This is a genomic window from Kitasatospora sp. NPDC048239, assembly GCF_043202015.1.
Classification (GTDB): domain Bacteria; phylum Actinomycetota; class Actinomycetes; order Streptomycetales; family Streptomycetaceae; genus Kitasatospora.
The window spans coordinates 16,117-38,290 of sequence record NZ_JBICZP010000032.1; the positions used below are offsets into that span (position 1 = coordinate 16,117).

A 22,174-nucleotide genomic window follows, 5' to 3' on the forward strand; every position below is an offset into this window, starting at 1 on the left:
CGCCGTGGAGTGGGGGCCGGCGGGGTGCGGTGCAACGCCGTCGCGCCCGGCTTCGTCCCGGTCGAGCGCAACCGCCACGTGTGGACCGACCCGGAGCTGAGCGCGGCGATGCTGCGGGTCTCCCCCCTGGGCCGCTTCGGCAGTGCGGCGGAGGTCGCCCGCGTCGTAGGCTTCCTGGCCGGGGAGGACGCCTCCTTCGTCAACGGCACCTGCCTCGCCGTCGACGGCGGGATGACCGCGATGCTCCCCGAAGCCCTGCTGCGCTGACCCGCCCGTTCCGGCTCTTCCCGAGGAGAGACCCATGCACGCCGAACCCGTGGCCGACGCCACCCGCCTCGCCCTCGGCGAGGGACCGGTCTGGGACGCGCCCGCCCGGCGCCTGCGCTGGATCGACATCAAGGAACCCCGCCTGTTCACCCTCGACCAGCCGGCCGACCGGATCGAGTCGGTCGAACTCGACGTGGTGCCGGGTGCGTTGATCCCCTGTCCGGACGGCCGGCTGGTGCTGGCGAGCGAGCGCGGCTTCGAACTGCTCGACGCCGCGACCGGCCGGACGAGCCTGCTGGCCCCGGTCGAGGCCGACCGGCCGGACCGCCGGATGAACGACGGGAAGTGCGACCCGTACGGCCGCCCGGTCGCGGGCACCATGCAGCGGGCCGAGCCCCGACAGCCCGGCCCGCTGTACCGCCTGGAGGACGACGGCGGCGTGCAGCCGATCCTCGACGGGCTGGCGATCCCCAACGGCCTCGACTGGCCGGAGCCCGACCGGCTCTGGCACATCGACACCCCGACCCGCCGGATCGACCTCTACGAGTACCCGGAGCACGGACCGCTCGGCCGCCGGATCCGCTCGCTGGACGTCTCCCACCTGCCCGGGTCGCCGGACGGCATGACCCTGGACGCGGACGGCAACCTCTGGGTGGCGTTCTGGGACGGCGGGGCCGTGCACTGCCTCTCGCCCGAAGGCCGGCCGCTGGCCACCGTGGAGGTCCCCGTCCCGCGCGCCACCAGCTGCGCCTTCGGCGGACCGGATCTGCGCACGCTCTACGTCACCACCGCCCGGTCGGCCGAACACCCGCTCTCCGGTGCGCTGTTCAGCGTGCTCCCGGGGGTCTCAGGACGCCGGGGCGGCGGTCAGCTCGAACACGGCGCGCAGTGACGGCGCCTCCAGGATCGCGGCGAGCGGGAGGCTGCGGCCGGTCTCCCGCTCCAGGGCGGTGAGCAGCCAGAGCAGGTGGACGGAGTCCCAGCCGGGCACGTCGTCGAAGGCCGCGTCCGCGTCCGCCGCGGTGAGCGGCAGGCCCAGCTCGTCCTGGAGCAGGGTGATCAGATCGTCGACGCTGTTCATGCCGAGGTCCTTTCGGGGGAGGAGAGTTCGGATTCGAGGGTGACCCAGGCGGGCGGTTCGAGCGGCGTCGCGAGGTCGTGCCGGTAGAAGGAGGCGCCGTCCTCCCCGGCCGCCGGCTGCTCCGCCGTGAAGCCGTAGCGCGGCAGCAGGTCGCGCACGGTGGCGTTGCGTGCGGTGGGCCGGTAGCCGCCCCGGACCTCCCGGGCGCCGGTGGCGGCCGCGTGGCGGAGGATCTCGGCGAGGGCCGCGTGTTCGATGCCGCGGGAGAAGACCCGGCAGCTGAGCAGGAAGTTGTCGATCGACAGCCGGGCCCCGCCCTCCTCGCGGCGCAGCAGCACCGCGCCGACCAGGCCGTTCTCGCCGAACCGGTCGGCGGAGTGCAGCGCCAGCACCAGGTGGTCCGGGTGCTCGGTGCGGGCGGTCACCTCGGCGGGCTGCAGCCGCTCGGTGGTGAGGTTGAACTGGTTGGTCCGCAAGGTGAGTTGGGAGATCCTCGGGACGTCCTGCGGGCGGGCCCGGGTGAGCCGGACCCGGACGCCCAGCTCGGCGAGGTAGTCGTCGAGCGAGGAGAACTGCTGGAGGAAGTCGCCGCGGGCCAGCTCCTCGCGGTAGCGGGCGGGGCGGGCGCGGTCCTCGGCGGTGGCCTCGCGGACGTCGAACCAGCCGTCGCGCAGCAGGCGCGGCAGGTGCAGGGCCGGTTCCTCGTCCAGGTCCACGACGGCCACCGCCGGGAGGCCGGCGCGGACCGACCCGCGTTCGAAGGGGCTGTCGTCGGCGAAGACCAGGCTGTCCACCCCGAGGTTGAGCGAGTCGGCGAGGGCGGCGAGGTTCTCGTCCTTGGGGCGCCAGTTGGCGATCACCCGGACGAAGTCCGGCTCGCGGAGCACGGTGTCCGGGTGCTCGGCGAGGACCTGGGCGACCGGCTCCGGGTCGTTCTTGCTGACGGCGGCCAGCAGGACCCCCTGGGAGGCGATCTGCCGGACGGCCTGCTGGAAGGTGCGGAACGCCTCCCCCCGGTAGCCTCCGCCGAGTTCGATGCCCTCGGGCCCGTCGTCGCCGAGCACGCCGCCCCAGAGGGTGTTGTCCAGGTCCACGGCCAGGACCTTGCGGGTGCGCCCGGTCAGCGCCCGGGCCAGGTGGCCGGCCTGCCGGGCGTAGCCGGCCAGCAGGGCGGGGGAGAGGTGTGCCTTGGCGTACGCGTCCAGGCGCGGATCCTGTACCTGCACGCCCTCGTTGGCGAGCGGTTCGAGGTCCAGCACGAGGGTGGCCGGGTGCTCCTCGCCGATCCGCAGCAGCCGGGCGTTGGCCTCCCGCCAGAGCGCGCCGAGCCGGGCGCGGGCCCGCAGGTCCACCAGCTGGGCGGTGTACCGGTGCAGCAGCGGAAGGGTGTTGAGGACGAGGGTGGCGCCGGAGGCGGTCGCGCCGAACCGGGCGGCGAGCCGGGTGAGCAGGTCGGTCTTGGCGGCCAGCACCCGCTCGACGTCCTCCGGGCCCCAGGGGACGGGAAGTTCGTCGAAGACGACGGCCGGGTCGAGCACGCAGAGCACCAGCGCGGGCCGGGCCGCGTACAGGGCCGAGGCGGGGTCGGAGAGTTCGAAGACGTAGCTGTCGAAGTCGGTGAGGTGCGGGCGCAGCAGCAGCCCGTGGCGGGCGAGTTCGGCGGTGAGCGCGGGGCGCAGCGCGGCGAGCGTGCCGTGGCCGGTGACGGCCACGGTCAGCGCGGTGGTGCCGGGGTGCAGCCGCAGCACCTCGTCGGGGTCGAGTCGGGCCAGCAGGTTCCCGGCCAGGGCGAGTTCGGCGTCGTCGGCCTCGGCCAGCAGCCGCTGGACGGCGGGGTACTCGGCGGCGAGGAGCCCGGCGCGGTGCAGGGCCCGCAGGCCGTCGGTGGTGGTTCCCATGTGGTCAACCCCTCGGAGAGGTCGGGTCGGGTAGGGGGCGTCCCCGCGGGGCACGGGTGCGGGTGTGGGTACGAGTGCGGTGTGGGTACGGGCACGACGGGCACGGGCACGACGGGTACGGGCACGGGTTCGGCGCGTGCGCGTGGCCGTGTCGGCAGTCTTCGCGGGGGCGCTAAAGCGGCGCTGAGGCCGCGGCGCCGGAAGCGCGGGATGCCGCGTCAGCCGGACAGGGCCTGGCCCTAGCGCAGTTCGGAGACGGGGCTGAGCCGCCGGGCGAGCAGCTGCAGCACCTCGGCCTGGTGCTCCGCCAGGTAGAAGTGCTCGCCGCGGAAGACCCGCAGGTCGAAGCCGCGGGTGGTGTGGGCGGACCAGCCGGCCGCCTCCAGCAGGGTGGTCCACGGGTCGTGGTCGCCGGTCAGGGCGAGGACGGGGACGTCCACCGCGGCGCCGGGGGCGCTGCGGTAGGTCTCGATGGCGCGCAGGTCGCTGCGGATGGCCGGCAGGATCATCTCCAGCGCCTCCGGGTCGGCGAGCAGCCGCCGGTCGGTGCCGCTGAGGTGCTCCAGGTGTTCGGCGAGGCCCGCGTCGTCCAGCCGGTGGTAGGCCTCCTGGCGGACCAGCGAGGGTGCCCGGCGTCCGGAGACCACGAGCAGGTCGGGGGACTCGCCGCCGGTCAGCCGCCGCGCCACCTCGAAGGCCAGGGCTGCGCCGAGGCTGTGTCCGAACAGGGCGAAGCGGCCTCCGGCGGCGGCGGAGCGCAGTGCGGGCATGACCAGGTCGGCCAGTTCGCCGATGTTCTCCACGCCCGGCTCGCGGTAGCGGTCCTGGCGGCCGGGGTACTGGACCGCGAGGATCTCGACGGACGGGTCGACCGCCTCGGCCCACGGCCGGTAGGTGCCGGCGGACCCGCCCGCGTGCGGGAAGCAGACCAGGCGGACGGCGGCCTCGGGGCGGGGGCGGAAGCGGCGGATCCAGCGGTCGGTGTCGGCGGAGGCGCCGGCGCGTCCTGCGGTGCCGGGAGATGCGGTGGGACTCATGGTCGGGCTCCCTTCGTCTTGTTGCTGTTGTGTTGCTGCGTCCGGTGACGGTGACGGTGGCGGCGGTGCCCGCCGGAGGTCGGGGGCGGGCCGGGCTTCCGGCGGTGCCCGCCGAGGGCGGGGGCGCGGTGCTCAGGCCGCCGTGGACAGGTCGAGGTCGAGGCTGCGGTCGGAGAGGAGGATCGCCCGGTGCACGTCCTGTAGGGCCCGGCCGGGTTCGATGCCCAGCTCGTGGTTGAGCGTCCGGCGGGTCGAGCCGTAGACGCCGAGGGCGTCGGCCTGCCGCTCGGAGCGGTACAGGGCGATCATCAGCTGCCGGCGGAAGCCCTCGTGCAGCGGGTGCTCGGAGGTCAGCGAGTACAGCCGGCCGACGAGTTCCTGGTGCCGGCCCAGGGTCAGGCCGGCCTCGACGTGCATGCCGACGCAGCCGAGCCGGGCCTGTTCGACCCAGGCGATGAAGCCGTCCAGGATCGGGCCGGCCCGCAGGTCGCCCAGCGCGGGGCCGCGCCAGAGGCCGAGCGCCGCCTCGAACGCGGCCGCGGCCTGCTCGGGGCGGCCGAGCCGGAAGGCCTGGCGGCCCTCGTCGGTGAGCCGCTGGAACTCCTTGGCGTCCAGCCGGTCCCGGTCGAGGTGGAGCAGGTAGCCGGGCGAGCGGGTGACGATCGGGGTGTCGGTCGTGCCGTCCCGGGCGAGCAGCTTGCGCAACTGCGAGATGTAGACGTGGATTGCCGCCAGATAGCGCTTGGGCGGGCGTTCACCCCATATCTCGTAGCTCAACTGTTGGACCGACACCACCTCGTCGGCCCTGATCAGGAGTGTGGCGAGGACGACCTGCATGTTCCGGGCGTTGATCGTGGCGGCACGCTGATCGCGCTGCTCCGGCTGGATCCGCAGGCTTCCCAGGATTTCGTACCGCATGACTGCCCCTCAGGTCGGATATCGGGATTCGCCATCCAATCTGCCTGGTCTGCCGGGCTGGCACATCTGCGAAATTACGTACCGTCCGTCCGACTGCGTACGAGTGCCCGGGCGGTCGGTGCCCTTCAGCGGGGCTTTAGCGGAGCTTGAGGCGCTGCGCGGACACTCGGCCCGCCGGGTAGGACAGCCCGGTGGGACGGCCAGGTAGGGCTGCAAGGTGGGGAGTGCGACCGGGGATGCGTGAAGGATGAGGCGGTACTGGGCGGGCTGGTTGGACCGGGTGGGCCCGGGGCTGAGTGCGCTGGCCTGCGTCTGGGGCATGGGGCCCTGCCTGCCGGTGCCCGAGGACCCGGAGCCGCCCGCCGTGGAGCGCCGTTCCCGGGGCTCCCGGGCCGCGCGGGGGCTGGCCGGTCTGCCGCTGGACCACCCCGAGCGGCCCGCCGGGCACATCCCGCCGACCGCGGTGGAGCGGGCGCTCTGGCAGCAGTTCGACCGCGCACTCCCGTGAGCGGCGGCCCGCCGTCCGGCGTCGCGAAGGTGTGGCGATGCGAACGCCAGACGATGTGAAGGTCCGGCGATCGAGGGTGCAGCGATGCCAGGGCGAGGCGCGTCGGCCGGGGGCAAATCCTGACCGCGATCTGACAAGGACTCATATTCTTTTTGACAGGGGTCACTTGGTATGGCCCGAAGGTTTCGCCGTGTGAACATTGCATTGCGGGTGGGGTGATGGCGGGCGGGCTTGGCTACCGTTGCGTCATCGCACGCCTGATCGATGAGCTGCGGCGCAGCCGGTAGCGGCAGGATTCAGCGGCGCTGTCGGCCGGAAGGGGGACACGCAACGATGGTGCCCACGGGGAATCGACCCCTCAACGGACCGGCTCCGGAGGTCCGCGAGGCGGAGGCGGAGGCGCTCCACACCGTTCTGGACGCCCTGACGGACGGGCGCTGCCGCATGGCCGAACTCATCGGCGAGCCCGGCGCCGGCAAGACCAGACTGCTCGCCGGCCTCGCCGAGCAGGCCGAGCGCCGCGGCGCCGTGGTGCTGCGCGGCCGCGCCACCGAGGCCAGCGCGGGGCTGCGCGGCCACGTGCTGCTCGACATGCTGGGCCGCTGGGGCGGCGCCGGACTGGACGACGGCCAGCTCGCCTCGCTCGGCGCGCTCACCCACCAACTCTCCTACGGCCCGGGCCCGGAGACCTGCCCGGAGGACGTCCCGCAGTCCCGCTGGCACTGCATCTTCTACGCCGCCCTCGTGCAGCGGCTGCGCCACTGCGCGGCCGGCGGCCTGGTGATCCTCTTCGACGACGCGCACTGGCTCGACGAGGGCACCCTGGAGCTGCTGGACTACCTGATCCAGCGGCCGGTCGGCGCCCCCGTCGCGGTGGTCGCCTCCTACCGGCCGCGCCAGGCGCCCGCACAGCTGGCGGGCGCCTTCGCTCAGGGCATCGAGCTCGGCACCGCCGATCGGGTCGAACTGGGGCCGCTCGACCCGCGCCGCAGCGCCGTGCTCGCCGGGATGCCGGTGGACTCGCCCGCGCTGCGCCGACTGCACCGGGAGGCCGGGGGCAACCCGCTGTACCTGCTGACGCTGGTGGGCCAGAGCGCGGCGGCCCCGTCCTTCCGGGCGGGCGAGCCGGCGGAGTCCGAGGCGGCGGAGGAGCCGGTCGAGCCGACCCTGCCGGTGCGGTTCAGCGCGCGGATCTCGGCCGAGTACGCGGCGCTGGACGAGGACCTGCAGCAGGCCGCGGCGGCCGGCGCCGTCCTGGGCGAGCGCTTCGACGCGGCCGGGGTGGCCGCGCTGATCGGGTTCCGCCGGGAGGCGACCTGCGGGCTGCTGGACGGGCTGGTCCGCCGAGACCTGGTCCGTACGGTCGGCGGGACCGACCAACTGGCCTACCGGCACCCGCTGGTGCGCCGCTCGGTGTACGCGGCGGCGGACGCCTGCTGGCGGATCGAGGCGCACCGCAAGGCGCTGGACTTCCTGGCCGCACGCGGTGTGCCGGACGCCGAACTGGCCGAGCACGTCCAGCGCTCCGGCCCCGGTGACGGCGAGCGGGACCACCTGGTGCTGGCCGCGGCCACCCGGGAGGCGCTGCGCTCCGGCGACACCCGGGCCGCCGCCGCGCTGCTGCCGCAGGCGCTGCGGCTGCTGGCGGTGCGCGGGCAGACGCAGGAGGCGGTGGAGCTGAGCGCGTTCGCGCGCAGCGTCGAGGAGGGCGGCCCGCGGCCCGCGCCGGAGGTGCTGCTGAGCTGCGGCGTGCCGCTGCCGGCCGGCTCGTCGACCATCGGCGCCGCCCGGGCCGGTGGCGCGTCGGTGGAGCTGTTCGCGGCGCTGACCGAGCGCGAGCGGGAGGTGGCCGACCTGGCCAGCACCGGTCGGCGGACCCGTCAGATCGCTGCCGAGCTGCGGCTCAGCCCGCGTACGGTCGACGTCCACCTGACCCGGATCTACCGCAAGCTCAACATCAGTTCGCGGGCGGCGCTGGCTCGGATGGTGGTCGAGTCGGGGCGGGTCGGCGGCCTGGCCGGATAGCGCCGGCCCGGACCGGACCGGCCCGGACCGGTGTGGCGCGGGGCCGGGGTGGGGCCGGTCGCCGGGTGTGAAGTACCCGGCGGCGCAAGGGTTCTTGCTATTCGGAGGGCCCCTCCGTATTGTGGGTGCCGCAGCCGGGCGACCCGTATCCGGATCCGGCCGCGAGCCGTCCGACCCGCCCGCCCGCGCGACGCAGCACGCGCCGTGCGCCGCGGCCGACACGGCGGCGCTTCGTCCGCCGACCGCCCACGCCCGTGCGCGGTGCCACCCGTGGCGCCGCGTCCACCGGGAGTGCGGCGGCAGGGCGGCGGGCCCGGCCGTCCCCCGTCGGCCGGTGCCGCCGCCCGCGCGACGACCCCGGCCGTCCACGCGACGAGCCGGTGCCGCCCGGCCCGGTACGGCGAACCCGGCCACCCACCCCTTCCCCGCCCCGCCCGTCGGGGCCGCGCCCACCCGGAGGACCCGTATGTCCCAGCCCGGCTCCGTGCCGCTCTCCGTCCTCGACCTCGCCCCGGTCCTGGTCGGCCAGACCACCGCCGAGGCGCTGCACGACAGCGTGGCCCTCGCCCGGGCCGCCGAGGAGCTCGGCTACCACCGCTACTGGGTGGCCGAGCACCACAACGCCCCGGGGGCGGCCAGCTCCGCGCCGGCCGTCCTGATCGGCCAGATCGCCGCCGCCACCAGCCGGCTGCGGGTCGGCTCCGGCGGGGTCATGCTCCCCAACCACGCGCCGCTGGTGGTCGCCGAGCAGTTCGGCACCCTGGCGGCCTTCCACCCGGGGCGGATCGACCTCGGCCTCGGCCGCGCCCCGGGCACCGACCCGGTGACCGCCCAGGCGCTGCGCCGCGCCGCCGGTCCGCTGGCCGGCGGGGACTTCCCCCGGCAGGCCGTCGAGCTGCTCGGCTACTTCGACGGCCCGCAGGACGAGGCGGAGGCGGCCCTGCGCGCGGTCCCGGCCGAGGGCAACCGCCCCGAGGTGTGGGTGCTGGGCTCGGGCCTGGGCAGCGCCGAACTGGCCGGCTCGCTGGGCCTGCCGTTCGCCTACGCGCACCAGTTCAACGCGCAGCTCACCGTGCCGGCCCTGCGCGCCTACCGCGAGTCCTTCCGGCCCTCCGCGGTGCTGGAGCGCCCGCACGCGCTGGTGGCGGCCTTCGTCCTGGCGGCGGAGACCGCGGAGGACGCCGAGCGGCTGGCCGGGCCGATACGGGTGGCCGCGGTGCGCACCGTCCGCTCCGGCGGGCGGCAGAACGCCTATCCGACGCTGGAGGAGGCGGCCGCCTTCCACTACACCGAGCAGGACCGGCAGATCGTGGAGGGCTTCCTCGGACAGCAGGTGATCGGGGACCGGGCGCTGGTCCGGCGCCGGGTCGCGGAGCTGGTCTCGGCCGGCGCCGACGAGTTCATGGCGATGACGGTGACCCCGGACCTCGACAGCCGGGTGGCGTCCTACCGGATCCTCGCCGAGGAGGTGGCCGCGCTCGGCTCGGGCCCGCTCGCGGGCGTGCAGCGCGGCTGACGGACCGCCACCGGCCCCTCGCCGGGCGCGTCCTTCAGGGCCGCCCCTTCAGGGCCGTCATCGACCCCCGCCGGGTCCTCCCCGGGCGTCCGGCGGTCCCGGTCCCGGCCCGGCCCCACCTGCGGGGCCGGGCCGGGACCGGTTCACGCCCCGGCCGGCGGCCGCAGGCCGTCCGCCACCACGGCGAACAGCCGCTCGAACTGCGCCTGGTCGCCGTTGCCCTGCTCCAGCGACCAGACCAGCGCGTTGACCAGCGTCACCGCGTCCGGCATCGAGATGTCCGCCCGGACGGCGCCGGTCAGCTGGGCCCGCCGGAGCAGGGCGTCGGCCGCGTGCAGCATGCCCGCGCAGGACTCGAACTCGGTGTGCTCGTCGACCAGGTTGACCATCACGGCGGAGGCCAGTCCCCGGTAGCGGGAGGCGTACGCGGCGAGGTCGCGCAGCCAGAGCAGCACGCCGGCCGCGGCGTCGGGCGCGGCGGCGAGTTCGCGGGCCCGGGTCTCCAGGGTGGTCATGCTCTCCTGGAGCACCGCCTCCAGCAGGGCCGCCCGGGTGGGGAAGTGCCGGTAGAGGGTGCCGATGCCGACGCCGGCCCGCCGCGCGACCTCCTCCAGTGACGCCTCGGTGCCCTGTTCCTCCAGGACCGTCGCGGCGGCGGCCAGCAGCCGCTCGTAGTTGCGGCGGGCGTCGGCGCGCATCGGGCGGGCCCCGTCGCGCGCCCTGGCCGGCGGCTGTGCGGGGTCGGCGGGCTGCGGAGCGGCGGCGGGCCGGGCGGGGCGGGCGGGTTGAGGGGGCGTCATGTTCTCTCCGGGCGGGTCGGTCGGGCTGGTCGCTGCTTGCAAAGTGGAGGGCTCCTCCGTATTGTATGCGGAGGGGCCCTCCTGTTCTATCGGGCGCCCGCATGCCGATGCTCTTCCGATGTTTTCCGGTCCCCTCGCGCGACCGACCCCATCACCCGGATCCACAGCCCGCCTCCCTGACCGGGCTGCCGCGCACCCCCTCGCCGGAGGTCCGCCGGATCCCACACACCCGCGTGCTCACGGCCCTGTGGAGGCTATCGTGACGACCTCGTCCACCCCGTCCGCGACTCTGAAGGACGAGGCGGATCCGCCGGCGTCGGCGCAGTCCGGCCCGTCCCGGCCCGGCATCACACTGGCGATCATCGCGGTCTGCCAGTTGATGATCATTCTTGACGCGACCATCGTGAACGTCGCCCTTCCGGACATCCAGAAGGACCTCGACTTCACCGGATCCGACCTGTCCTGGGTGCTCAACGCCTACGCGCTGACCTTCGGCGGCCTGCTGCTGCTCGGCGGCCGCTTCGGTGACATCCTCGGGCGCCGCCGGGTCTTCATCGCCGGCGTCCTGCTCTTCACCGGGGCCTCGCTGCTCGGCGGCATCACCCCCAACGGTGGCCTGCTGCTGCTCGCCCGTGCCCTCCAGGGAGTCGGTGCGGCGCTCGCCGCACCCGGCACCCTCGCCCTGATCGCCACCAACTTCCCCGAGGGCAAGGCCCGTACGAAGGCGATGGGCGTCTACGGCGGCGTCACCGGCTCCGGTGCCGCGCTCGGTCTGATCCTCGGCGGCGTGCTCACCGACGTCGCCTCCTGGCGCTGGGTCTTCTTCGTCAACATCCCCTTCGGCATCCTCATCGCCGTGCTCACCCCGCGGTTCGTCCGCGAGTCCGAGCGCCACCCCGGCCGCTTCGACCTGCTCGGTGCCCTCACCTCCACCGCCGGCATGGCGCTGCTGGTCTACGGCTTCATCAACGCCGGGTCCAAGAGCTGGGGCGACGGCACCACCGTCCTCTGCTTCATCGCCGCGGTGATCCTGCTCGGTGCCTTCCTGGCGGTCGAGACCCGCGCGGCCCAGCCGATCCTGCCGCTGCGCCTGTTCCGCGACCGCGACCGCACGATCCTGCTCGGCGGGATGCTGTTCCTCTCCGGCAACCTGGCCGGGATGTTCTTCTTCCTCACCCAGTTCGTGCAGGAGGTCATGAAGTTCAGCGCGATCAAGGCCGGGTTCGGCTTCGTCCCGGTGGCCTTCGCGCTGATCGCGGCGGCCGGCGTGGTGATGAAGACGCTGCCCAAGGTCGGCGCCAAGCCGTTCATGCTGGCCGGTGCCGTCCTGGTCACCGCCGGCATGGTCTGGCTGGCCCAGCTCGACGCCGGCAGCGGCTACCTGACCGGGCTGTTCGGGCCGATGATCCTGATCGGTGTCGGTGCGGGCTTCTTCATCGTCCCGCTCAACATCATCGCGGTCGCCGGGGTGGCCCAGGAGGACGCGGGCGCGGCCTCCAGCCTCCTCAACGTCGTCACCCAGGTCGGCGGCGCGCTCGGTCTGGCCATCCTGGTGACGGTCTTCAGCAGCACCGTCAAGGACGAGACCGCGCACCCGCCGACGGACCTCGCGCCCGCCGACTTCCCGTCCCACCTGCTCTCCGTCGGCAGCGCGGCGGCCTTCTGGGTCGGCGCGGGCCTGGCGCTGGTCAGCGTGGTCGCGGGGCTGGTCGCCCGCTCCCGGGAGGTCCCGGACGACCCGGCGGCGGTGCTGACGGCCGTGCACTGAGCCGACGGCACTGAGCCGACGGCACTGAGCCGATGGCACTGGGCCGATGGCACTGGGCCGACGGCGGGACGGACCGCGGGCCGCGACCACCGTGCGGGTGGCCGCGGCCCGCTTCCGCGCCCGGGGCCCGTCCGACCGTGCGCGTCGCGTCAGCGCGTGGCGGGACCGTCGGACAGGCCCCAGGCCCCAGGCCTCAGGCCGAAGGGGCCGTGGCACCGGTGGGTACCACGGCCCCTTCGGGGTGTGCCGCGAGGTCAGACCGCCTCGCCGAACCAGGTGGTGAGGGCGTGGCGCAGGGTGCCCGGGTCGTCCGTGACGGCGGCGACGTGGCCGTCCGGGCGGATCAGCAGGGCGGCGGCGTCCAGCTCCGGGTGGGGTTCGGCGGTGAGCACGTCCACCCGGTCCGTCCAGCCCCCCACCTCGGGGCCCTGGGCGAACCGGACCAGCAGCCCGCGGCCGTCCCGCAGCCTGCCCGCCGGGGAGAGCGGCCCCTCGGGCGTCACCAGTTCGACGTCCGGCACGAGCCGGCCGATCAGCGGGTGCGGCTCGCCCGCCCCCTCCGGCAGCGGCAGCTCGTAGCGCAGGCCGACTCCGCCCGCCAGATCCACCAGGAACTGGTTCGGGCCGTCGAAGGCGACCAGTTCGCGCAGGATCTCCCGCAGCGGCCCGACCTTCTCCGCCGGGTGCAGCAGCGCGGTCTGTGCCCGGGTCGCCCGCAGCGCGGCCCGCCCGGCCGGCCGGCGCTCCGCCTCGTAGCTGTCCAGCAGCCCCTCCGGGGCCCGGCCCCGGACGGTCGCCGCCAGCTTCCAGCCCAGGTTGAGCGCGTCCTCCAGCGCGGTGCTCAGCGCCAGGCCGCCCAGCGGGTAGTGGACGTGGGCGGCGTCCCCGGCCAGCAGCACCCGGCCCGCGCGGTACCGGTCGGCCTGCCGCGCCGCGTCGTCGAACCGGGCCGACCAGAGCGGCTCCGGCACCCCGAGGTCCAGATCGGCGATCCGGACGGCGGCCTTGGCGAGCTCCTCGCCCGTGACCGGCCCGGCCGGGGCCGCGGGCGGCGTGCCGAACTCGGTGGTGATCAGCCGCAACCGGTCCGGTCCGACCGGGGCGCCCATGAACAGCCCGCGCTCGAACCAGCGCGCGCCGAACACCTCCGGCGGCACCTCGGCGAAGTCCACCCGGATGTCGGCGACCAGCCCCGAGGACTCGGCGGCCGCGCCCTCGAAGGCGATCCCGGCCAGCTGCCGGACGGTGCTGTGCGGGCCGTCCGCGCCGACCAGGTAGGCGGCCTCCAGCCGGTACGGGCCGTCCGGGCCCTCGACCTCCACCAGCACCCGCTCGTCGTCCTGGGTGAGCCCGGTGACCTGGTGGCCGCGCCGGATCTCCACCTCGGCCGCCGCGGCCAGCTCGGCCTCGATCCGCTCCTCGACCCGGGACTGCGCCAGCAGGTACGGGTAGCGGGAGGGCCCGCCGGCCCGGTCCGGGTCCAGCCAGAGCAGCGAGAAGTGCACCTGCGGCAGGGCCAGCGCGCCCTCCCGCAGCTCGGCGAAGAGGCCGCGCCGCTCCAGCACGGCGACGGCCGCCGTGTTCAGCGCGACCCCGGCCGCCGTCCGCTCCCCGGGCGCCGAGCGCTCCAGCACCACCACCGGGACGCCGGCCCGGGCCAGCTCCGCGGCGGTGAACAGGCCGGTGATCCCGGCGCCGGCGATCACCACCGGCCGCGGCGCGCTCACGCGGCACCGTCCGCGGTGGCGTCGGCGTCGGTGGCTGCGGCATCGGCGGGGGCGCCGAACCAGGTGGTGAGGGCGTGGCGAAGGACCGCGGGGTCGTCCGTGGCGGCGGCGATGTGGCCGTCCGGGCGGATCAGCAGGGCGGCGGCGTCGAGGTCGGGGTGGGGTTCGGCGGTCAGCACGTCCACCCGGTCCGTCCAGCCCTCGGCGTCGAGGCCCTCGGCGAAGCGGATCAGCAGCCCGCGCCCGTCGTGCAGGTGGGAGGCGAGCGAGGTGGGCCCGTCGGCGGTCACCAGCTCGGCGTCCGGGACGAGCCGGCCGAGCAGCGCGTGCGGCTCGCCCGCCCCCTCCGGCAGCGGCACCTCGTACCGGGTGCCGACACCGGTCACCAGGTGCAGCAGGTAGTCGTTGACCTCCTTGAACTTCACCAGCTCGGCGAAGATCTCCCGCAGCGGCGTGATCTTCTCCAGCGGGTAGAGCAGCGAGACCTGCGCCTGGGTGTTGACGCAGACCCGCTGGCCGACCGGCCGGCGCTCCGCGTGGTAGGTGTCCAGCAGCCCCTCAGGGGCCCGGCCCTGTACGGTCGCCGCGAGCTTCCAGCCCAGGTTGAACGCGTCCTGCAGACCGGTGTTGAGGCCCTGCCCGCCGATCGGGTAGTGCACGTGGGCGGCGTCGCCGGCCAGCAGCACCCGGCCCGAGCGGTACTCGTCCGCCAGCCGGGTCGAATTGCCGAACCGGGACAGCCAGGTGGTCTCCTCGAAGTCCGGCGCCGTGCCCGTGACCCGCTTGATCGCCTCGCGCAGCTCGTCGTTGGTCACCGGGACGTCGTCCCCGGGGCGCTCCTGGTCGAACTCGGTGGTCATCAGCCGCAGCTTGCGCCCGCCCTCGATCGGGACGTTCGCCAGCCAGCCGCCCGGGTACAGCTCGGCCGAGTAGGCGACGGTGTCGCCCTCCTTGACGATGACGTCGCCGAGCACCCCGTAGAAGGTCGAGCCCGTCCCCGGGAAGCCGATGCCCGCCAGCTTGCGCACCCGGCTGTGGCCGCCGTCCGCGCCGACCAGGTAGGCGGCCTCCAACCGGTACGGGCCGTCCGGGCCCTCGACCTCCACGACCACCCGCTCGTCGTCCTGGCTGAGCCCGGTCACCTCGTGGCCGCGCCGGATCTCCGTGCCCAGCTCGCGGGCCCGGCCCTCCAGCGCGTGCTCGGTCTTCCACTGCGGCACGGCCAGTGTGTAGTCCGCCTTGGGGCCCTCCGGGCGCTGCAGCCAGAACAGGCCGAAGTGCATGGCCGGCCAGGCCTCGGTCTCGGGCGTGCGGAACCGGTCGACCAGGCCGCGCTGGTGCAGGATCTCAAGGCTGCGCACGTGCAGGCCCAGGCCGCGGGACTCGCCGCTCGCCTCCGGCAGCCGCTCCAGGATGACGGTCTCGACGCCGGCCAGCCGCAGTTCGGCGGCGAGCAGCAGGCCGGTGGGCCCGGCACCGGCGATGACGACCCGCTGGTTCGCCGGGCTCGACGGGCTCGACTCGCTGCTCTGGCTTGTCTGGCTCACGGGCGGTGCTCCTTCGGTGAGTTGTGCGCGGCCCGCGCGCCGGATGGATCGCGCGCGACCTGGGGGAGGGGAGGCACGCAGTCAGGCGGCACCTCCCCTCGACCCTGAACTCACCGGCTAAGCACGGCCTTTGCGGCTGCTAAAGCGGAGCCCCGGCCGCCGCGGGCAGCTGCCGGACGAGCTCCCGGGCCAGCGCCTCGGCGTCCGGGTGGTCGTAGGCGACGGCCGCCGGCAGCTCCACGCCGAGGGCGCCCGCCAGCCGGTTGCGCAGCTCCAGCGCGGTGAACGAGGTGAAGCCCGCCTCCAGGAAGTTCTCCCCGGTGCCGAGTTCCTCCGGCGACTCGTGCCCCAGCACCGCCGCCGCGTGCAGCCGGACCAGCGCCAGCAGGGCCGCGGCTCGCTCCGCCGGGGCCAGCGCGGCCAACTCGGCTCTCAGCGCGTCCGCCGCCGCGGTGTCCGCCGTCGACGCGTCGGCCGGCGGGCCCGCCGGAGCGGGGCCGGATCCGTCGGCGTGACCGGCGGCCGGATCCGTGGCGGGGGCCGGGCCGCTGCGCCGCCAGGCGGTCAACGCGGGCAGCACGGCGGCCAGTCGGTCGACCAGGTCCGGATCCCCGCCGGTCGGGCCGAGCAGTTCGGCCAGGGCGGGCGCACCCGCCTCGACGGCCGCCCAGAACGCCTTCTGACCGGGCTCTGCCACCGCCGTGGGAGTGGCCTCCAGCCAGAACGTCCGGTGCTGGAAGGCGTAGGTCGGCAGGTCGGCGAGCGGCGCCGGGCCGGGCCCGTGGACGGCGGCCCAGTCCACCGCCGCGCCGCCGACGTGCAGTCGGGCCAGCGCGCCCAGCAGCGCGCCCGCCTCCGGCCGGTCCCGGCGCAGTAGCGGCACGACCTCGACGGCCCGCGGATCGACGGCCACCGCCTCCTGGACCAGCGGCGCGAGCACCGCGTCCGGCCCGACCTCGACGAACCGGCCCACGCCCTGCGCCGCGAGGGTGCGCAGCCCGTCGTGGAACCGCACCGCCTCCCGGACGTGCCGCACCCAGTAGTCCGGGGCGGCGAGCTGATCGGGGGTGGCGAGCGCCCCGGTCAGGTTGGAGACCAGCGGGATCCGCGGCGGCGCGAACGCCAGACCCTTGGCGACCTGCTCGAACTCGTCCAGCATCGGCTCCATCAGCGGGGAGTGGAACGCATGGCTGACCTGCAGCCGCCGGGTCCTGCGGCCCAGCCGCCGCCAGCGCCCGGCGACCTCCTCCACCGCCTGCTCCTCGCCCGAGATGACGGTGGACGCGGGCCCGTTGACCGCCGCGACCGACACCCGGCCCTCGTACCCGGCGAGCGAGGCGAGCACCTGCCGTTCGGGCGCGCGGACGGAGACCATCGCACCGCCCGCCGGCAGCGCGTCCATCAGCCGGGCCCGGGCGGCGACCAGCGCGGCCGCGTCGGCGAGCGTCAGCACGCCCGCCGCGTGCGCCGCCGCCAGCTCGCCCACCGAGTGCCCGCCCACCAGTTCGGGCTGCACGCCCCAGGAGAGCAGCAGCCGGTACAGTGCCGTCCCGACCGCGAACAGGGCCGGCTGCGTCCAGGCGGTGCGGTGCACCGACTCGGCCTCGGCGCTGCCCGGTTCGGCGAATACCACCTCGCGAAGCGGCCGCTCCAGATGCGGGGCGAAGGCCGCCTCGACCTCGTCGAAGGCCTCCGCGTAGGCGGCGAACGACTCGTACAACTCGCGTCCCATGCTCGGGCGTTGGCTGCCCTGTCCGGAGAACAGGAAGGCCGTGCGGCCGGCGCCCGCCGCGGCGGACCGCAGCAGTGCGGGGGCCTCGGCGCCCTTCGCCAGCGCCGCGAGCGCGTCCAAGCGCGCCACCGGGTCGGCCGCGACCACCGCCGCCCGGTGGGCCAGCGGGGCCCGGGCGGTGGCCAGGGTCCGGGTGACGGCGGCCGGATCCTGCGGGGTGGCGGTGAGGTGGGCGTGCAGCCGCCCGGCCTGGGCGCGCAGGGCCGGCTCGGAATGGGCGGAGAGCAGCCAGACCTGCGGACGGCGGCCGCCCTGCGGTGGGGCCGGCGGGGCCGGCGGGGCCTGCTGGGCTTCGACCTCGGCCTCGGGGGCTTCCACGGCCTCCCGGGCTTCCGGGGCCTCCACGGCTTCCGGGGCTTCCGGGGCTTCGAGGATGAGGTGGGCGTTGGTGCCGCTGATGCCGAAGGAGGAGACGGCGGCCCGGCGCGGCCGCCCGGTCTGCGGCCACTCCCGGTGCCCGGTGAGCAGTTCGACCCGCCCCGCCTCCCAGTCCACGTGCGGGGAGGGCGCGTCCAGGTGCAGCGAACGCGGGATCTCGCCGTGCCGGAAGGCCTCGATCATCTTGATCACGCCCGCGACCCCGGCCGCCGCCTGGGTGTGCCCGATGTTCGACTTCACCGACCCCAGGTACACCGGAGCGCTCCGGTCCTGCCCGTAGGTGGCCAGAATGGCCTGGGCCTCGATCGGGTCGCCGAGCGTCGTCCCCGTCCCGTGCGCCTCCACCACGTCGACCTGGTCGGGGGTCAGCCCGGCGTTGGCCAGCGCCGCGCGGATCACCCGCTGCTGGGCCGGCCCGTTCGGCGCGGTCAGGCCGTTGCTGGCGCCGTCCTGGTTGACCGCCGAACCGCGCAGCACCGCCAGCACCGGGTGCCCGTTGCGCCGGGCGTCGGACAGCCGCTCCAGGACCAGCAGACCCGCCCCCTCGCCCCAGCCGGTGCCGTCCGCCGCCGCCGCGAACGGCTTGCACCGCCCGTCCGGCGCCAGCCCGCGCTGATGGCTGAACTCGGTGAACACCCCCGGCGTCGCCATCACCGTCGCCCCGCCCGCCAGCGCCAGCGCCGACTCGCCCGAGCGCAGCGACTGCGCGGCCAGGTGCACGGCCACCAGCGAGGAGGAGCAGGCCGTGTCCACCGTCACCGCCGGACCCTCCAGACCCAGCGTGTAGGCGATCCGGCCGGTCGCCACACTGCTCGCGCTGCCGTTGCCGATCCAACCCTCGAAGCCCTCCGGCACCGCCGGGTAGAGCCGCGCGCCGTAGTCGTCGTACATCACCCCCGCGAACACGCCCGTCCGCGAGCCGCGCAGCGAGGCCGGGTCGATGCCGGTCCGCTCCAGCGCCTCCCAGGCGAGCTCCAGCAGCAGCCGCTGCTGCGGGTCGGTAGCGAGCGCCTCGCGCGGGCTGATCCCGAAGAACGCGGCGTCGAAGTCCCCCGCGTCGTAGAGGAACCCGCCCTCCCGGGTGTACGCCGTCCCGGGGTGGTCCGGGTCCGGGTGGTACAGGTTCTCCACGTCCCAGCCCCGGCCGCCCGGGAACGGGCCCACGGCGTCCACCCCGTCGGCCACCAGCCGCCACAGGTCCTCCGGCGACGCGACCCCGCCCGGGAAGCGGCAGGCCGCCCCGACCACGGCGATCGGCTCACTGCGCTCCGCCTCCAGGGCCGCGACCCGGCGGCGGGCGCGGTGCAGGTCCTCGGTGACCCACTTCAGATACTCGACGAGCTTCTGCTGCTCAGTCATTGGTCCCTGCCTCTTCCCTGTTCGCCACTGGTCAGTGTCCCGCCGCGCCGGCGCGGCCGAGCGTGGTGTCGATGAACGCCATCAGCTCGCCGATGTCCGCCTCCCGGATGGACTCGCTGACCGCCTCCTGCTCGGCCGCCTCCTGCTCGGCGGCCCCGGCCGCGGCCGGCTCCGGCCGGGCGGCGCCCCAGCGCCCGCGCAGCGCCTCCAGCCGCACGGCCACCCGGCCCTGGCCCGCCCCGTCCAGCTCCGCGGCGGCCAGGGCGGCCTCCAGCCGGTCGAGTTCGGCCAGCAGCCGGTCCGCCTCGGCGCCAGGGCGGGGCTCCGCCGCACCGCGCAGGTACCCCGCCAGCGACGCGGCCGTCGGGTGGTCGAAGACCAGCGTCACCGGCAGCCGAAGCCCGGTCGTCGCGCTCAGCCGGTTGCGCAGCTCCACCGCCGTCAGCGAGTCGAAGCCCAGCTCCTTGAACGAGCGCTCGACCGGCACCGCCGCCGGATCGGCGTGCCCCAGCACCACCGCGATCTCCCCGCGGACCAGCCGCAGCACCGCCGCGTCCCGCTCCTGCGCCGGTACCCCGGCCAGCCGCTCGGCCAGCGAAGGGCCACCGGCCGAGGCGGCGCCGGCCCGGCCGTTCGCCGCCCGCACCAGCTCCCGGAACACCGGCGGCACCGAACTCGCCGACCGCAGCGCCGCCGAGTGCAGCGTCGCCGCCAGCAGCACCGGCTCCGGCGAGGCCAGGGCCAGGTCCAGCAGTTCCAGGCCCAGCGCGGACGGGATCGCGGCGAACCCGCTGCGGGCGATCCGCGCGTGGTCGGCCGCCGTCAGGTGCCCGGTCAGACCGCCGCCGTCCGCCCACCGCCCCCAGGCCACCGACACCGCCGGCAGCCCGCGGGCGTGCCGGTGCTGCGCCAGCGCGTCCAGGAAGGTGTTCGCCGCCGCGTAGTTCGCCTGGCCCGGCGCGCCCGCGACCCCGGCCGCCGAGGAGAACAGCACGAACGCGGCCAGGTCCAGCCCGGCGGTCAGCTCGTGCAGGTGCCAGGCCGCGTCCGCCTTCGGCCGCAGTACCGCCGCTAGCCGGTCGGCGGTCAGCGCCTCCAGCGTCCCGTCGTCCAGCGCACCCGCCGAGTGCACCACCGCGGTCAGCGGATGCCCGGCGGGCACCGAGGCGAGCAGCTCGGCCAGGGCCGCCCGGTCCGCGACGTCGCACGCCTCGATCCGCACCTGCGCGCCGAGCGCCGTCAGTTCCTCGGCCAGGGCGGCCGCGCCGGGCGCCTGCGGACCGCTGCGCCCGGTCAGCAGCAGGTGCCGCGCGCCGTACCGGGTCACCAGGTGCCGGGCGACCAGGCCGCCCAGCAGGCCGGTGCCGCCGGTGATCAGGACGGTGCCCTCCGGATCCAGGGCGACGGAGCGTTCGGGTCGCGCCCCGGCCGTCCGGGAGAGGCGCGGGACGAGTGCGGCCCCGTCGCGCAGGGCGAGCTGCGGCTCGTCGGCGGCCAGAGCGGCGGCCAGCGCCGCGGGGAGGGCGAGCAGCGAGGACGGCAGGGCGTCGAGGTCGGCCACCGCGAAGCGGCCGGGCTGCTCGTTGACGGCGCTGCGCAGCAGGCCCCAGACGGGGGAGCCGGCCAGTCCGGGCAGCTCCTCCTGCGGCCCGGTGGCGACCGCGCCGCGGGTGACGGCGACCAGGACGGCGTCGCCGGTCCAGTCCTGGCCGGCCCACTCGGCGGCCAGGGCGAGGGCGCGTCCGGCAGCGGCGTGCGCGGCCGTGAGCAGGCCCTGGCCGTCGACGGCCGGGGCGGTAGCGGTAGTGGGATCGGCGAGGGCCGGGCCGGTGCCGGCCGCGCCGGGGGCCGCCAGGAACACGGCGGGTAGCGGGGCGCCGTCGGCGGTGGCCGCCGCGGCGGCGGCCAGGTCGGAGTGGCGGACCGTCCGCACCCCGGCCGCCGCCAGCGCGGCGGCGAGGTCGAGCGCGTCCTCGCCGATCAGCGCCCACGGCCGGGCGCCGTCACGCGGGTCCGGCTGCGCCTGAGGCAGCGGTGCCCAGCCGAGCCGGAACAGCGAGTCGCCGGCGCGGCCCACGGCGCGGGCCAGCTGCTCGTGCGAGATCTGCCGGAACTCCAGCCGGGCCACCGAGCCCAGCTCGGCGCCCGAGGCGTCCTGGAGCGTCAGCGCGGCCGCCTCCCCGTCCAACCGCGCGACCCGCACCCGCAGCGCCTGCGGCCCTGCGGCGGCCCGGTCCAGCGAGACGCCGTGCCAGGCGAAGGGCAGCCGTACGCCGTCCTGCCGCCCGTCCGAGGCCGAGTCCGAGGCCGCATCCGAGACCCCGTCCTGCGCGGCCGCCAGCACCAGCACGTGCAGCGCGGCGTCCAGCAGCGCCGGGTGCACGGCGAACCCGTCCTCGGCCTCCCCGTCCAGCCGGACCTCCGCGTAGAGGTCGTCACCGTGCCGCCAGGCCGCCGTGAGCCCCTGGAAGGCGGGCCCGTAGACGTAGCCCTGCGCGGCCAGCAGCTCGTAGTGGCCCGCCAGGTCGAGGGCGGTGGCACCCGGCGGCGGCCAGGCCCCGGCGCCGGCGGGCGGCGCGGTGCGGGCCGCCCGGTCGGTGCCCAGCAGGCCCGAGGCGTGCCTGGTCCACTCGGCCGGCTCGGACCCGGCCGGCTGCACCGGCCGGGAGTGCACGCCGAGCGGCCGCAGCCCCGCCGCGTCCTGCGCACCCACGCGCAGCTGGAGCTGCCGGACCTCCTGCGCGCCGATCGCCACCGGCGCCTCCAGGGTGAGCTCCACCAGCTCGGGTACCCCGGCCGCCGCACCCGCGTGCAGCGCCGCCTCGACCAGCGCGGCGCCGGGCAGCAGCACGGCGTCCAGCACCGCGTGGTCGGCCAGCCAGGGCTGCTCGGCGAGCGACAGCCGCCCGGTGAGCACCAGCGTGCCGTCCTCCGCGACGGGCAGCGCCCCCGTGAACAGCGGATGCCCGCTGGCCTCCAGGCCCGGGCCGACCGCCCCGCCGCCGGCCGGCACCTGCAGCCAGTGCCGGGTGCGCTGGAACGGGTAGGTGGGCAGGTCGGTGTGGACGGCGGCCGGCCGGTCCTCGGCGGCCCAGCGGCCGACGGCGGACCCGGCGGTCCACGCGGTGGCGAGGGCGGTGAGGAACTGCGCCCGGTCGTCCTGGTCGCGGCGCAGCGTGCCGTGGACGGTGGCCGCGTCGGCGCCGAGCCCGTCCAGGGTCTGCTGGAGCGCGTAGGTGAGGACGGGGTGCGGGCTGGCCTCGATGTAGTGGGTGTGGTGGTCGCGGTGCAGGTTGGCCACGGTCTCGTGCAGCCGGACGGTCTGGCGCAGGTTGCGGTACCAGTAGTCGGCGGTCAGCTCGGTGGTGTCGATCCGCTCGGTGGTGACGGTCGAGTAGAACGGCACGGTCGCGGGCCGGGGCGTGATGTCCGCGAACAGCTCGTGGAGCTCCTGCTCCAGCGGTTCGACGTGGTGGCTGTGGGAGGCGTAGTCGACGGGGATGCGGCGGGCGCGGATGTCGGTGGTGTCGTAGTGGTGTTGGAGGGTGTCGAG

The 22,174-nt window shown here is 75.8% G+C and carries 15 protein-coding genes; 6 read left to right on the forward strand and 9 right to left on the reverse strand.

Annotated elements, in window-relative coordinates; all coding sequences use genetic code 11:
- Window positions 1–24 precede the first annotated feature (24 nt).
- The gene (locus tag ACGFZP_RS38835) at window positions 25–267 is read left to right on the forward strand and encodes an SDR family oxidoreductase (protein ID WP_392942008.1); all 243 of its coding nucleotides are present in this window, start codon (window positions 25–27) and stop codon (window positions 265–267) included.
- A gap of 34 nt (window positions 268–301) precedes the next feature.
- Window positions 302–1,159, forward strand: a complete 858-nt coding sequence (locus ACGFZP_RS38840) for an SMP-30/gluconolactonase/LRE family protein (RefSeq protein ID WP_392942011.1) — start codon at window positions 302–304, stop codon at window positions 1,157–1,159.
- Here the strand turns inward: ACGFZP_RS38840 and ACGFZP_RS38845 are convergent.
- The 4 genes from ACGFZP_RS38845 to ACGFZP_RS38860 all read right to left on the reverse strand — a co-directional run bounded on the left by ACGFZP_RS38845 (window position 1,115) and on the right by ACGFZP_RS38860 (window position 5,201).
- Entirely contained in the window at window positions 1,115–1,348 is a 234-nt protein-coding gene (locus tag ACGFZP_RS38845; protein ID WP_392942013.1) for a phosphopantetheine-binding protein, read from the reverse strand. The two genes, ACGFZP_RS38840 and ACGFZP_RS38845, sit on opposite strands and share 45 nt — an antisense overlap.
- Window positions 1,345–3,246 (reverse strand): HAD-IIIC family phosphatase, encoded by a 1,902-nt coding sequence (locus tag ACGFZP_RS38850; RefSeq protein ID WP_392942016.1) that lies wholly within the window; start codon window positions 3,244–3,246, stop codon window positions 1,345–1,347. Before ACGFZP_RS38850 ends, ACGFZP_RS38845 begins: the two co-directional genes overlap by 4 nt.
- Window positions 3,247–3,485: 239 nt before the next feature.
- Window positions 3,486–4,283, reverse strand: a complete 798-nt coding sequence (locus ACGFZP_RS38855; protein WP_392942018.1) for a thioesterase II family protein — start codon at window positions 4,281–4,283, stop codon at window positions 3,486–3,488.
- 132 nt (window positions 4,284–4,415) lie between these two features.
- The gene (locus ACGFZP_RS38860; RefSeq protein ID WP_392942021.1) at window positions 4,416–5,201 is read right to left on the reverse strand and encodes a BTAD domain-containing putative transcriptional regulator; all 786 of its coding nucleotides are present in this window, start codon (window positions 5,199–5,201) and stop codon (window positions 4,416–4,418) included.
- Window positions 5,202–5,448: 247 nt separating this feature from the next.
- On the opposite strand from ACGFZP_RS38860, the gene ACGFZP_RS38865 reads away from it, so the two are divergent.
- The 3 genes from ACGFZP_RS38865 (at window position 5,449) to ACGFZP_RS38875 (ending at window position 9,250) form a co-directional block, all read left to right on the forward strand.
- A complete protein-coding gene (locus ACGFZP_RS38865; RefSeq protein ID WP_392942023.1) occupies window positions 5,449–5,709 on the forward strand; it encodes a DUF6059 family protein in 261 nt (86 codons plus the stop codon).
- A gap of 333 nt (window positions 5,710–6,042) precedes the next feature.
- Window positions 6,043–7,734, forward strand: a complete 1,692-nt coding sequence (locus ACGFZP_RS38870) for an AAA family ATPase (RefSeq protein WP_392942026.1) — start codon at window positions 6,043–6,045, stop codon at window positions 7,732–7,734.
- Between the two features lie 466 nt (window positions 7,735–8,200).
- A complete protein-coding gene (locus ACGFZP_RS38875; RefSeq protein WP_392942029.1) occupies window positions 8,201–9,250 on the forward strand; it encodes an LLM class flavin-dependent oxidoreductase in 1,050 nt (349 codons plus the stop codon).
- 143 nt (window positions 9,251–9,393) lie between these two features.
- Here ACGFZP_RS38875 and ACGFZP_RS38880 read toward each other — a convergent pair whose 3' ends face one another.
- Complete coding sequence (locus ACGFZP_RS38880; protein ID WP_392942032.1) at window positions 9,394–10,050, reverse strand: TetR/AcrR family transcriptional regulator; 657 nt, start codon at window positions 10,048–10,050, stop codon at window positions 9,394–9,396.
- 259 nt (window positions 10,051–10,309) lie between these two features.
- Between ACGFZP_RS38880 and ACGFZP_RS38885 the strand changes: the two genes are divergently transcribed.
- Complete coding sequence (locus tag ACGFZP_RS38885; protein ID WP_392942035.1) at window positions 10,310–11,818, forward strand: MFS transporter; 1,509 nt, start codon at window positions 10,310–10,312, stop codon at window positions 11,816–11,818.
- Window positions 11,819–12,072: 254 nt separating this feature from the next.
- Here ACGFZP_RS38885 and ACGFZP_RS38890 read toward each other — a convergent pair whose 3' ends face one another.
- From ACGFZP_RS38890 to ACGFZP_RS38905, 4 genes are all read right to left on the reverse strand, one after another.
- On the reverse strand, window positions 12,073–13,545 hold the full coding sequence (locus ACGFZP_RS38890) for an FAD-dependent oxidoreductase (protein WP_392942037.1): 1,473 nt from the start codon (window positions 13,543–13,545) through the stop codon (window positions 12,073–12,075).
- The gene (locus tag ACGFZP_RS38895; RefSeq protein WP_392942039.1) at window positions 13,542–15,092 is read right to left on the reverse strand and encodes an FAD-dependent monooxygenase; all 1,551 of its coding nucleotides are present in this window, start codon (window positions 15,090–15,092) and stop codon (window positions 13,542–13,544) included. Before ACGFZP_RS38895 ends, ACGFZP_RS38890 begins: the two co-directional genes overlap by 4 nt.
- A 139-nt stretch (window positions 15,093–15,231) precedes the next feature.
- Window positions 15,232–18,621 (reverse strand): type I polyketide synthase, encoded by a 3,390-nt coding sequence (locus ACGFZP_RS38900; RefSeq protein WP_392942042.1) that lies wholly within the window; start codon window positions 18,619–18,621, stop codon window positions 15,232–15,234.
- A gap of 31 nt (window positions 18,622–18,652) precedes the next feature.
- On the reverse strand, window positions 18,653–22,174 hold a 3,522-nt coding region (locus tag ACGFZP_RS38905), incomplete at its 5' end, for an SDR family NAD(P)-dependent oxidoreductase (RefSeq protein ID WP_392942045.1).